Genomic DNA, 11,871 nt, shown 5'->3' with positions numbered 1-11,871 from the left:
TCCCCTCGATCGGAGTCAGTGGCTGTGGTCCGGGAGTAGCGTGGCACGGGTGACAGTTCGATCCTCCGAGGCGTGGAGCGCCTCCTCGACGTCGACCAGGTCGTAGTGTGCGTCGATGAGGTCGTCGTACGGGTAGTCGTCCACGTGGTCGTCGAGGAACGACAGCGCCTTGCGGAGGTACCAGGGGTGGTAGCGGACGACGGCGTGGATCGTGACCCCGCTACGGGTGAACCGTCCGGGGTCGAACTCGGTCGTGTGACCCGGGTTGAGGTTCCCCATCTCCAGGTACTGGCCGCCGTTTCTGACCAGCTGGACGCCTTCGGCGAACGCCGACGGAACGCCCGCGACCTCGATGCCGACGTCCGCGCCCTCCCCGTCGGTGAGTTCGTGCACACGCTCGACCCGCGCCTCGACGGTGTCGTACTCGCGGAAGTCGATCAGGTGATCGGCACCGAACGCCGCCGCCCGATCGAGGCGTCCGTCGACCCCCTCGATGACGATCGTCTCGGCCCCGCGTTCGTTCGCGACGGCGACCGAGTTGAGTCCGAGACCGCCCGCACCCTGGACGACGACCGTGTCGCCCTGGGAGACGCCGACCTCGTCGATCCCGAACAGCACCTGCGAGAGGGCGCAGTTCGCGCCGGCGGCGACGTTCGGCGGGAGGCCGTCGGGCACCTTGTAGAAGTACTGCTCGGGGTGGATGTAGTAGTGGCTGGCGAACGTCCCGTGGAAGTGCGGGGGCTCTTCCGGCGGCTTCGACCAGTACTCGTAGGCGTTCTCACAGAGGTTGAACTGCCCGCGCTGGCAGGCCGCACAGCGCTGACAGGTCAGGTAGTACACCGGCGCGATGAGGTCGCCCTCGGCGATCGGTTGGCCGGCGTAGTCGGTCTCGACGCCGTCGCCCAGTTCGGCGACGCGACAGAGCGCTTCGTGACCGAGCACTCCCTCTTTGACCTGGGGGTGGTAGCCCTGCCAGATATGGAGTTCGGAGCCGCAGACGTTAGCCCGCTCGACTTCCGTGAGGACGGCTCCGGTCTCAGGCGTCGGAAGCGGGAACTCCTTGATCGAGAGGCGTTCCGGCGCTTCGAGATAGACGAGTTTGCCACTGGTTGTCATCGTCCCGCTCGAACGCAGACCAGCGCTCGTAATCAAGGTACCGGTGAGGTGGTGGTAGTACCGCTCACACGGCGGTTCGGCGGCCGCCGAGACGACCCGCTGCCGCGGCGCGGTGTAACAACTGTTATACTGGCTGGAGCGAGAGTACGTGTTAGCAGGAGATGGCCCCGCCCAGTCCGGCGCACTGGCACGCCCTCGATGACAGACATGACTGACACAGACACCGAACACGACCCCAGCGTCGCACGCTGGCGGGATGGACAGGACGTCGACGAGTTCGAGAGCGACGTGGACACACGCCTGCCCGCACGGACCGAGACCGGCGGCGTCCGGGACGCGATTGCGACCCGACCGCACGACCGGCTCGGAGACGTCCGGACGCACCCAGCACGACGATGACCGACGGCTCCCGCCTCGTCGGCGACCTCCCGGTCGTCTCGGCCGACACCGCGGCGGACCACGTCGGCGACACCGACACGCTCGTCGTGAGCGGGTTCGGGAGCGTCGGCAACCCCAAAGCCGTGCCGGAAGCGCTCGCCGCGAGCGGACGGGACCTCGCGTTGACCGTCGTCTCGGGGGGCAGTGCCGGCGAACAGATCGACGGGGATCTGGTCGAGGCCGGCGCGATCGCCCGGCGCTACCCGTTCCAGGGGCACGCGGCGTCGCGGACGGCGATCAACGAACGCACCATCGCCTTTCACGACACCCACATCTCGCGGCTCGGCGAACAGGTCGAACTCGGCGGGTTCGTCGACGCCGACACCGCGGTCGTCGAGGCGGTCGCGGCCGGCCCCGGCTGGCTGATCCCCTCGACGTCGATCGGCCACACGCCGGCGTACGTCGCGGCCGCGGACCAGGTCATCGTCGAGGTGAACCACGGCCAGCCGCGCGAGCTCGCGGCGCTCCACGACGTCTTTCGTCCCGGTCTGCCGCCGGATCGAGAGCCGATCGATCTGTCGGGCCCGGGCGACCGGATCGGGGACGCCCGGATCCGGTTCTCCCCGGAAAAGCTCGTCGCGGTCGTCGAGACCACCGCTCCGGACACGCCGTACAGTTTTCGGGAACCGACCGCAGCGGACCGGACCATCGCCGCCAACTTCCGCCGCTTCCTCGAAGAAGAGTGCGAGCGCAACCCGGCGCTGGAGACGACCATCCGCCTCCAGTTCGGCGTCGGAAGCATGGGCAACGCGCTGATGGGTGCGCTATCGTCGTTCGACGCCGACGGCCGACGGCTCGACTACTTCGGGGAGGTCATCCAGGACGGCCTCCTCGACCTCGTCGACGACGGCACGCTCGACGCCGCGAGCGCCACGTCGCTGGCGCTGTCGACGGAGGGCCAAGAGCGGCTGTTCGCGGACACGGAACGGTACAGCGACGGCGTCGTGCTCCGGCCCGCCAGCGTCTCGAACCGTGCGGAACTGATCGACCGGTTCGGCGTCGTCGCGGTCAACAGCGCCGTCGAGGTCGACCTCTACGGCAACGCGAACTCGACGCACGTCGGCGGGACCGAACTGCTGAACGGGATCGGCGGCAGCGGCGACTTCAACCGCAACGGACTGTTCTCGATCACGGCGCTTCCCTCGACCGCCGCCGACGGCGACGTCTCCCGGGTGGTGCCCGCGGTCTCCCACGTTGACCAGACCGAACACGACGTGTCGGTCGTGGTGACGGAACACGGCGTCGCGGACCTCCGCGGGCTGAGCCCCGTCGAGCGGGCGGAGCGCCTCATCGAACGGTGTGCGCATCCCGACTACCGCGACCGGCTCCGGTCGTATCTCGACCACGCGACCAAGCGGGACGGACACGTGCCACACGACCTCACTGTCGCGTACGATTGGATGGATCAGTGACCCACGACTGAACGGTTTCGGTGGTATCAGACGACGCGCGCTGACGCGCCGACGCGCTCGTCAGTTCGGCGGAACCGGACGGAGAATGGGGGGGGGAAAGCACGGGGGGTCCGCCCGGCCACCGTCGAGAACGCGTGACCCCCGACTCGAACGAATGCCACCCGAGGTGAGATCCGTATCAGGGGATGGTGAGCGCTCTTTGTCGACGGCGTCATTCACGTTTCGCCACGTGGATATAACCTTTTTCACGTCGCCGGCGGACCGTCGGGATCAGCGGTGAGTGGTTCCGCGGCCTGACCTCTTCTCCGGTCCCGACCGTCGCCGGTCACGGACTGTCCATCTGCAACACCGGTTTGATCGTGGTCCCCTCCTCGGCGTCTTCGATCGCCTCGTGGAGCTCGCCGAACTCGTACTTCGTGACGATCTCGTCGAAGGGGAACCGGCCCTGCTGCCAGAGGTCGAGCAGCGTCGGGATGAACAGTTCGGGAACCGCGTCGCCCTCGATGATCCCCCTGAGCTTGTGGCCGAAGTGGAACGTGTGCATGTCGAGGCTGACTTCCGTGCCGGCCGGTGCCGCGCCGATCAGCCCGCACTCGCCGGGGATCCGCGTACACTCGACGGCCTGCCGGAGGACCTCGGGGACGGCGGTCGTCTCCAACGAGTAGTCGGCACCGCCGCCGGTGATCTCGTGGATCGCGTCGACCGGTTCCTCCTCCTCGGGGTTGATCGTGTGTGTGGCACCGAGCTCCGCGGCCTTCGCCAGCCGGTCGTCGTTCAGGTCGACGGCGATGACGTCCGTACAGCCGGTGACGTGTGCGGCCGCCATCACGGAACTGATCCCGACCGAGCCGACGCCGAAGACGGCGACGGACGAGCCCGCCTCCGGTTCGAGGGCGTTCATCACCGCGCCCGCCCCGGTCTGGATGCCACAGCCGAGCGGCCCGACGATCTCGAGTGGGATCTCCGGGTCGACCTTCACGACGTTCCGTTCGTTGGCGATCGAGTGTGTCGCCCACGACGACTGCGAGAAGTACACTCCGTTGATCCGCTCGCCGTCGCGCGAGAGCGGACTGGATCCGTCCTCGGTGCGTCCTCCGAGGAAGTTGTGTTCGTAGAGGTTCTCGCAGTACGGGATCCGCCCGCTGAGGCAGTTGCGACACTCGCCGCAGAAGTCGTAGCTCATCGCGACGTGGTCACCCACCTCGACGTCCGTCACGTCGTCGCCCACCGCCTCGACGACACCTGCCCCCTCGTGTCCGAGCACCATCGGGAACGGCGTCCCGTAGAAGTTCTCCGCCGTCGAGAGATCCGTGTGACAGACCCCGGCGCTGACGACCCGGACGAGTACCTCGTCCGAACGCGGTTCCTCGTCCAGTTCGAGCGTCTGTATCTCGAACGCTCCACCCTCCTCCTCGACGACCGCTGCTTGAATTTGCATTGTCTTCGATGATAGACATTCGACACCTGTTACTTAGCTGTTCTGTCGACGTGCGGGTGGGCGGCCTCGGGCCAGCGACGGGGGTATCCCCGATCGAACTGCCCGCTATCCCCGAGGTCACGGGGGACCATCCCGACACTCCCGTGACCGTGAGGACCGGGAGCCTGGGTTGACGATCGGATTTGTTCAACCACGTCGAACAAACGGAGTGACCGAGCGAGACACCCACCCGCGCGATCGGTAACCGTGTCTACGAGTATCACGTCGGGCGATTCCACCGAACGAGCCGCACACACCTTACGCTCATACGTTTGTAACGACGTTCCTCCGGTGCGACCGGTCGGTCGGGCCGTGCTCCCGACCGGAGAGGTCGCAACACGGTCGCGCCGCCGACACACTATATTGCCACCCGTCGACCGGTTCACTCGTCTCGTCCGGTGGCTCTCGACTCTGGTCACCGGCACACGCGCGGTGCGTTCTCTTTTGTTCGACCTAGTCGAACAAACTCGCGAGGTCTGTCACCTCGGTCGAAACCCTCGTCTTTCCCACTCTCACGGTTCGACTCACCCGGTGCGGTGGTCGGACTCGAGTCGAATCGGGCTGAAACGGTCGCGAACCGCCGACCAGCGTGTGGTGGTCGTCGGCAACCGAGACGAACGCTTATTCGATCACGTTGAACACACGGTGCGTGATATCGTCTTTCGCTAGCACGCCGCACAGTTCGTGGATGACGTCATCCGATGCTTCGTAATTCATTACTCGCCATTGTGTCGGTAGACCGTCTCGCGAACGCGGCTCTCTATTCGTCGCCCGCGTCGACAGTCCGGGGAGAGAAGGGGCGTCGATCGACCCCTGGACCCTGTTCTCGGGGACGCGCCACCGAACCGGGCGGTCTGGTCGTCGTGGGCCCGCGTGTGCGGCGGCGCCAGCGCATCGCCGTCCGATCGCGGTCGATCGCCTCCGAGTTCTCTCGATCGGCGTTCGTCCCGACGAGACAGTCGTGAGTCCCGCCTCCGGTCACTCGTCGTCGAACTGTACGAGGCGGCCACAGTCCCCAGTTCGCTGCCGGACGTCGAGGACCGCGTCGACGCGCCGATACCCGTTCTCGTTCGTCACGGGCGAGGGAATCCGCGTTGTTCCCCAACCCCGGTGCACGGTCGGTGTCTCTGTCTCGCCGACACTGGGATGTTTCGCCCGAAATGCGGTTTGCAGTTCTCCGTCCCTAGAATTTTTGAGAATCTACTTCTAAATATTCGTCCACGTCGACCACGGCGGTCGTCTCACACCACACCAACCGCCGTGGCGAACTGCCACCCCATGTACAGTGCGACGAGCCAGACGACCGCCGCCGCGATGGGGTTGACGTATCTCGTCCACCGCCGACCGCCGTCCTCGACGGACACCTTCGAGCCGGCGACCGCGAGACCGACGAACCACGTCCACGAGACGAACAGACACGCCGCAGTGAACGCGGCCTTGCCACGGTCGTCGTACGCGAGCGCGCTCGTTCCGATCACGCCGATCGTGTCCAGTATCGCGTGAGGGTTGAGCAGCGACACCCCGGCCGTGAAGCTGATCTGTCGCCGCGGTCCGAGGGACGTGGTGTTCTCGGGATCGAGCGCCAGCCGTGGGGAGGTCAGGATCGCCCACCCGACGTAGACGAGAAACACGACCCCGACGCCGAACAGCACGGTCTGGAGCCACCCGTACCGCAGCACGACCAGCGAGACGCCGGAGACCGCGAGCACCACGAGGACCGTGTCCGCGACGCCGGCCGTGACCACGGTCGGCGCGGCGTCCCGCAGGCGCGGCTGGAGCGTCCCCTGCTGGAAGACGAAGACGTTCTGCGGGCCGAGGGCGACGATGAGCCCGCCTGCCAAGAGGAGTCCGTGAACGAACGGCGTGACGAGACTACTCACGAGAGCACGTTCCTCCCACGTGGGTACCCAACACCGCCGCATACATCTATGATCCGTCTCAGAACTGCTGGGGGAACCGTCGCTCCTCGATCCGATCGACCGCGCCACTGCCGCCGAGCCGGGACCGTTAGCGTCCTCGAAGACCGGTGCTCGACCCGTCTGCGGCTTCAGCGGTCCACTCCTGGGCCCAGTCGTCGAGCCCCGACAGCGCGTCGAGGAGCTCCTCGCCTTTCGTCGTGAGCGCGTAGTAGACGGCGACGGGGGCGTCCTCCTCCACGCGTCGGACGACGACGTCGTTCTCGACCAGTTCGTCGAGCGCGTCCGAGAGGGTCTTCGAGCGCGCGCCGGTGGCTCGCTTGAGGTCGTTGAAGCGCTTTTCTCCCCCCTCGAGTGCGTGGACGACGTTCATCCGCCAGGGCGTTCCGACCTGCTCGATCGCCTCGACGACCGGACACGCCGATTCGTTCCGTCGCTCGATCTCGTGACGTCTGGATTCGGTTTCGGCGGACACGGTCAATCAGCCGTCGGAACGGCGCAGGCAGTCGTGGTTTCGGGGTACGATTCGACACCCGCGTACGCGACGAGGTCGGCTCCCAGCGCATCGACCCGTTCCGCGAGCGCCTCGTCGGTCAGGCATCCGTCCTCGAAGGCGTCGTGTGCCGTGGGGATCGCGACCTGTCGCGGGAGTACCCAGGCATCGAGTGCTCGCGACACCGACCGGAGGTGTTCCAGTGCGGGGGTCGGGAACCCACCGCCGGAGACCACGAGCAGGCCGACCACCGTCCCCTCGAACTCGTCGAACCCGCAGTAGTCGAGTGCGGTCTTCAGCACCGACGAGTACGATCCGTGGTACATCGGCGTCCCCAACACGATCGCGTCGGCCTCCCGGACGCGGCGACGGAGTTCGGTTGCGTCCCCGGCGTCGGGGCGGTCGGGGTCGAACACCGGCAGATCGAGCGCCGCGAGATCCACGAGGTCGGTCGTCGCGCCGCTCGACGCCGCCGCGGACAGCGTCCGTTCGAGCGCCTGTCGGGTGTAACTCCCCTCGCGCTGGCTGCCACACAGTGCGACGATATGTTCGCTATCGGTTACGTCCATTTCTCGTTGTGTTCCACGGATGTAAGGCAATTAAGCGCTCGGTGAACTCAGTTCCAGTAATAAATTTGATAGTTATTATCTCCTGTGCAGATCCTCGTCGGAACCCGCTTTTACTGGTCCAAGGAAGCCTCCTCGACGTGCTCGAACGACTCGTCGAGGGTGAAGCCCAGCGGCTCGTTCGCGTCGGGAATCGTCACCGTGACGCGCGTGACGTCGCCCTCTTGGACGGTGACGGCGTCGGCGTCGACGACGAACCCGAGCGCCCACAGGGGCGTCTCCCGGACGTCGACGCCGGCGTCGCAGAGTTGCGCCGTCACGGTCGGTCGAGTCAGCAGGACGACCCCGACGGGGATGAAGCTGTAGAAGCTGCAGCGGTCGCAGTCGACCGAGACGACCGCCGAGTGCTCGCGGGCGAAGTACTCGTCGTACCGGTCGAGCTGTTCGAGGACGCCGATGCACGTCCCCAACTCGTGGACGCGACTGGCCAGTTCGCGATCGATTCGACCGGCACAGAACGGGCAGACGCCGTCGAGGGCACACGACCAGACGAGACGCGTCCGTCGGTCGAAGGCGGCGACGATCCCCTCGGGCTCCCGATCGACGGTTCCGCCGGGATCGAACGGCCACTCCAGCGTGCGGTCCCCACAGCCGAGACACCGGACGCGACCGATGTAGTCGGTGTCGTACTCGAACCGGAGTCCCTCCCCGCACTCCCGGCAGTCGTCGTCGAGTTCGACCGGCCCGACGGTCACTTGTTCGTGGAAGACGCCGCTCTTGATCGCGTCGAGGACGCGGTGGCCCGGGTACTGCAGCTCGTAGCCCGCGTCGGTCTTGGCGACGAACTGTCCCCGGAGCTCCGAGAGGTGATAGGTGAAACTCCCCGAGTCCCGTTCGCCGACTGCCTTCCGCAGCTCGGAGAACGACAGCGAGAAGCCGGGAGCGTCCCAGAGCGCGAGCAGTATCTCCAGCCGGAGGTCGTGACTCAGCGTCATGAACGCCGACTCGGCGTCCGTCGCGACCTGGTTCCTGTCGGACGGTGCATCGACCATACCTGTCAGGCTCCCGCCACCCTGTTAAACGTTGAGTCGTCCTAGTCGAGCGTGACGACGCCGAGGATGCCGGCCCCGAGGGCGGCGCTGAGGCTCCCACCGAGCAGCGTCCCCTGGTAGCCGACGAGGCCGCCCAAGAGCGTGAACAGCGCCGGTCCGACGGCCTGACTCACGCCGATGGTGGTCGTCTGCAGGCTCATCACGCCGGCCCGGACGCCGTCGGGCGCGAGCGCGCTTATACTGGCGAACAGCGTGGGCGTGACGAGACCGTTCCCGGTGCCGAAGACGAGCAGTGCGCCGACCAGAAGCGGGACCGTACTCGCGTGTGCGACACCCAGGAAGCCGACGGCGTACAGGCCGAACCCACCGACGACGAGCGTCGTCTTCGACGCCCGGGCGGTCAGTCGGCCGTTCTGCGTCGAAACCGCGGCCGTCACCAACAGCACGGCGCTGGTGACGAGCCCGACCGTGTGCGGCGCGAAGCCGAACGTGTCGGAGAGGTAGAAGGGGAGTGCGGTGTACAGCCCGCCGAAGAGGAGGGTGAAGGAGACGAACATGGTGCCGTACAGGACGAGCGCCTGGCGCGCCGGGACGAGACGCAGTGCCGCCCGGACGTAGCCGCGATCGTCGCCGTCGGGTGACGAGTCGGAGTCGTCGAGTGCGACCCACACCAGCCCGGCGACGGGGAGCGTGAGCGCGTACACCAGAAACGGCGCGTTCCAGGCGTGCGCAGCCAGATACCCGCCGACGACCGGGTACACCGCGGTCCCGAGCGAGAGCACGGCCGACGTGACGCCCATGACCGCATCGTGCCGCCGACCGGTGTACCGGTCTCCGACGACCGTCATGGCGAGCGCCGAGAGGACGCTCCCGGCGGCGAACCCCTGGAGGCCGCGGAGGGAGAGCGCAACGGTAAAGCCGTTCGTGAACGCGATCGCGGAGCCGGCGAGCCCGAAGAGCACGAGGCTCCCGGTGAGGACCGCTCGCCTGCCGACCCGGTCGGCGAGCGCACCGATGATCGGAGCCAGCAGGATCCCGGGAAGCGCGTAGAGCGTGATGAACAGCCCGGCCCGCGACTCGGAGACGCCGAACACTGACTGGATCTCCGGGAGCGTGGCGCTGATCAACGGGACGTCCAGCGGCGTCATCAGCGTGGCCGCGAGGATGGCGATCAGTGCCGGCGACCGCCACGGAACGCCCGCCGTCCGCTCGGCCCGCGTCGAGATCTCGGTCGCACCCATCGCTCTCAGAGCCCTACGCCGACCGCCAGCGGCCAGGCCACGCTCGACAGCGCTGCGAACACCAGCGCCGTACCGAGCAGACCGACGTTCTTCAGGAAGTGAATCTGTTCGTTCTGCCGCTCTTCGCCCTCCTGGGCCCAGAAGTCGTGCATGATGACGGTTATCGGGGCGAGGAAGCCAGCCACTGCCAGCGCGCCCACGGCGGGGTAGACGCCGACGAGGACCGCGAGGGCACCGGCGATCAGCCCGAGGCTTCCCAGCGGGACGCTGACGGCGGCCAGCGGTACGCCCTTGTGTTCCGCGTACCCCACCGACGATTCGAGGTCGAGCAGGTTCCCGAGGGCGAGGTAGCCGATGACGAGTGCGAACAGGAGCCGACTGAGGAGGAACGTCGCTCCCGACACCGTCGAGGTGAACACCATCAGCGCTCGCCTCCCGTCGAGCCGCGGGTGGGTCGATCATCGTGCGTCTGTGCGGTTCGGATCGTCGTGTATCGAGTGTCGGTCGGTGACATCGTTGCACGAGGAGAGAGGGACCCCGACCGGATATATTTCAGACAAATTATAGTAAACCAGGTTTCGCCCGGGAAACCGGATCGTCGGAGTGTCGGGTCGGTGACCAGATGGGCCTTCGAGACGCCTGAAGGGGGGAGAATACGTCCGACCGTCCGAACCCTCGACGTACATATCGGGCTGTCTATGAGACCCAGCGCGTGGCCCACCGCATCGCGTCGACGAGTCGGCGGGACCGATCAGTGAATCGGATCCCGGCGAGGAACAGGATTTCCGACCCTGTGTCGGCTACCGTTCTTCGATCGGGGTCCACGACCGTCCGGTCTCGCCGATGTAGCGTGCAGTCGGTCGGACGAGTCGGTTGTCGTCTAACTGTTCGAGTCCGTGCGCCATCCACCCGGCCACCCGTGAGACGGCGAACGTCGCGCTGAACAGTTCCTTCGGGATCCCGACGCCGTCGAGGAGCACCGCGGTGTAGAACTCGACGTTCGTCTCCAGTCGCCGTCCGGGCACGTGGTCCGCCAGTATCCCGGTCGCGGTCGCCTCGAACGCCGTCGCGGTCTCGAAGAGCGCCGCGTCCCCGTCCTCACGCTCCTCGGAGACGCGCGTGGCGGCCGATTCCAGGACGGCCGCCCGGGGATCTCGGACCCGGTACACCCGGTGGCCGAACCCCATCAGCCGCTCGCCGGCGTCCAACGTCTCGCGGACGTACCCCTCGGAATCGCCCGATTCGTGGACGTCTCGGAGCATCTCCAGGACCGGTCCCGGTGCCCCGCCGTGGAGGGGCCCCTTGAGCGTCCCGACGGCGGCGGTCGCCGCGGAGACGAGGTCGGACTCGGTCGAGACGACGACACGGGCGCTGAACGTCGACGCGTTGAGGCCGTGGTCGACGACGGCGGTGAGGTAGGTTTCGAGGCCGTCGACCCGGGAGTCGGACGCCTCCTCGCCGGTCAGCATGTACAGGTAGTTCGCCGCGTGACGCAGGTCGTCGCGGGGGGCGACTGGTTCCCGTCCCTGTCGGTATCGCCAGTACGCCGCCACGATCGTCGGGAACACTCCGATCACGCGCCTGACGTCCGTCTCGGAGTCCTGCTCCTCGACCCCGAGTGTCGCCGCTGCGACGCCCATCCGGAGGGCGTCCATGGCCGGTTTCCCCTCCCGTGCCGCGCGTTCGAGCACCGCCAGTACTTCCTCGCCGATCCCGCGGTGGGCGGCGAGTTCGGCCCGAAAGTCGGCTCGCTCCTCGGCGGTGGGCAGACGCCCGTTGAGCAACAGGAAGACCGTTTCTTCGTACGTGGCGTTGCCGGCCAGGTCGTCGATCGGATACCCGCGAACGAGGAGTTCCCCCGCCTCGCCGTCGATCCGGCTGAGCCGTGTCTCCGCGACCGACACCCCATCGAGGCCTGGCGCGTGCGCGTCGGTCATCGTCCGCTCCACTGGGGTCCGTGACTGCGCTCGCTGCGTTGCATCGGTACGCCGACCCACGAGTCCGACGCGCAAATAGTTCAGACAACCCGCGGCACACCTGGTTCCCCGGAAGACACCTGCGTGGTCTGCTCCGGCCGCGACTCGCTTCCGTCGGCGTCGAGGTCCACTCCCCCGACCGGCGGAACGCGTTCGTGGACGCGTCCGCTCGGCGCGACCCACC

Annotated in this window: 11 protein-coding genes; 2 read left to right on the top strand and 9 right to left on the bottom strand. The window is 67.2% G+C overall.

Annotation, left to right across the window (positions count from 1 at the left end; genetic code table 11):
• Positions 1 to 15: 15 nt before the first annotated feature.
• Positions 16 to 1,116, bottom strand: a complete 1,101-nt coding sequence (locus tag NKJ07_RS13965; RefSeq protein ID WP_318567419.1) for a zinc-binding dehydrogenase — start codon at positions 1,114 to 1,116, stop codon at positions 16 to 18.
• 207 nt (positions 1,117 to 1,323) lie between these two features.
• Here NKJ07_RS13965 and NKJ07_RS13960 point away from each other — a divergent pair, with 207 nt between their 5' ends.
• Complete coding sequence (locus NKJ07_RS13960; protein WP_318567418.1) at positions 1,324 to 1,515, top strand: hypothetical protein; 192 nt, start codon at positions 1,324 to 1,326, stop codon at positions 1,513 to 1,515.
• On the top strand, positions 1,512 to 2,966 hold the full coding sequence (scpC, locus tag NKJ07_RS13955) for a succinyl-CoA:acetate CoA-transferase ScpC (protein ID WP_318567417.1): 1,455 nt from the start codon (positions 1,512 to 1,514) through the stop codon (positions 2,964 to 2,966). The genes NKJ07_RS13960 and scpC overlap by 4 nt, the downstream gene beginning before the upstream one ends.
• A 325-nt stretch (positions 2,967 to 3,291) precedes the next feature.
• On the opposite strand, the gene NKJ07_RS13950 is transcribed toward scpC, so the two are convergent.
• The 8 genes from NKJ07_RS13950 to NKJ07_RS13915 form a co-directional block, all read right to left on the bottom strand.
• The gene (locus NKJ07_RS13950; protein ID WP_318567416.1) at positions 3,292 to 4,404 is read right to left on the bottom strand and encodes an NAD(P)-dependent alcohol dehydrogenase; all 1,113 of its coding nucleotides are present in this window, start codon (positions 4,402 to 4,404) and stop codon (positions 3,292 to 3,294) included.
• A gap of 1,280 nt (positions 4,405 to 5,684) precedes the next feature.
• Positions 5,685 to 6,323 carry a LysE/ArgO family amino acid transporter gene (locus tag NKJ07_RS13945; RefSeq protein WP_318567415.1) on the bottom strand — a complete coding sequence of 213 codons (639 nt, stop codon included), beginning with the start codon at positions 6,321 to 6,323 and terminating at the stop codon, positions 5,685 to 5,687.
• A gap of 127 nt (positions 6,324 to 6,450) precedes the next feature.
• A complete protein-coding gene (locus NKJ07_RS13940; protein ID WP_318567414.1) occupies positions 6,451 to 6,834 on the bottom strand; it encodes a winged helix-turn-helix transcriptional regulator in 384 nt (127 codons plus the stop codon).
• Positions 6,835 to 6,836: 2 nt separating this feature from the next.
• A complete protein-coding gene (locus tag NKJ07_RS13935; RefSeq protein WP_318567413.1) occupies positions 6,837 to 7,421 on the bottom strand; it encodes an NADPH-dependent FMN reductase in 585 nt (194 codons plus the stop codon).
• A gap of 110 nt (positions 7,422 to 7,531) precedes the next feature.
• Positions 7,532 to 8,470, bottom strand: coding sequence for a winged helix-turn-helix domain-containing protein (locus tag NKJ07_RS13930; protein ID WP_318567412.1), 939 nt, complete (start codon positions 8,468 to 8,470; stop codon positions 7,532 to 7,534).
• A 41-nt stretch (positions 8,471 to 8,511) separates the two neighbouring features.
• The gene (locus tag NKJ07_RS13925; protein WP_318567411.1) at positions 8,512 to 9,711 is read right to left on the bottom strand and encodes an MFS transporter; all 1,200 of its coding nucleotides are present in this window, start codon (positions 9,709 to 9,711) and stop codon (positions 8,512 to 8,514) included.
• 5 nt (positions 9,712 to 9,716) lie between these two features.
• Positions 9,717 to 10,133: a DoxX family protein gene (locus NKJ07_RS13920; RefSeq protein WP_318567410.1), complete on the bottom strand. Its 417-nt coding sequence runs from the start codon at positions 10,131 to 10,133 to the stop codon at positions 9,717 to 9,719.
• A gap of 378 nt (positions 10,134 to 10,511) precedes the next feature.
• A complete protein-coding gene (locus NKJ07_RS13915) occupies positions 10,512 to 11,648 on the bottom strand; it encodes a citrate synthase (RefSeq protein WP_318567409.1) in 1,137 nt (378 codons plus the stop codon).
• Positions 11,649 to 11,871 lie beyond the last annotated feature (223 nt).

The organism is Salinigranum marinum (assembly GCF_024228675.1).
Classification (GTDB): domain Archaea; phylum Halobacteriota; class Halobacteria; order Halobacteriales; family Haloferacaceae; genus Salinigranum; species Salinigranum marinum.
The sequence above is the reverse complement of the archived record's forward strand: the minus strand, read 5'-3'. Positions and strand labels throughout refer to the sequence as shown.

Coding starts and splice junctions, on each gene's coding strand:
- scpC (WP_318567417.1), top strand. CDS start 1,512: ATGACCGACGGCTCCCGCCTCGTCGGCGACCTCCCGGTCGTCTCGGCC.
- NKJ07_RS13925 (WP_318567411.1), bottom strand. CDS start 9,711: ATGGGTGCGACCGAGATCTCGACGCGGGCCGAGCGGACGGCGGGCGTT.
- NKJ07_RS13950 (WP_318567416.1), bottom strand. CDS start 4,404: ATGCAAATTCAAGCAGCGGTCGTCGAGGAGGAGGGTGGAGCGTTCGAG.
- NKJ07_RS13930 (WP_318567412.1), bottom strand. CDS start 8,470: ATGGTCGATGCACCGTCCGACAGGAACCAGGTCGCGACGGACGCCGAG.
- NKJ07_RS13935 (WP_318567413.1), bottom strand. CDS start 7,421: ATGGACGTAACCGATAGCGAACATATCGTCGCACTGTGTGGCAGCCAG.
- NKJ07_RS13920 (WP_318567410.1), bottom strand. CDS start 10,133: ATGGTGTTCACCTCGACGGTGTCGGGAGCGACGTTCCTCCTCAGTCGG.
- NKJ07_RS13965 (WP_318567419.1), bottom strand. CDS start 1,116: ATGACAACCAGTGGCAAACTCGTCTATCTCGAAGCGCCGGAACGCCTC.
- NKJ07_RS13960 (WP_318567418.1), top strand. CDS start 1,324: ATGACTGACACAGACACCGAACACGACCCCAGCGTCGCACGCTGGCGG.
- NKJ07_RS13915 (WP_318567409.1), bottom strand. CDS start 11,648: ATGACCGACGCGCACGCGCCAGGCCTCGATGGGGTGTCGGTCGCGGAG.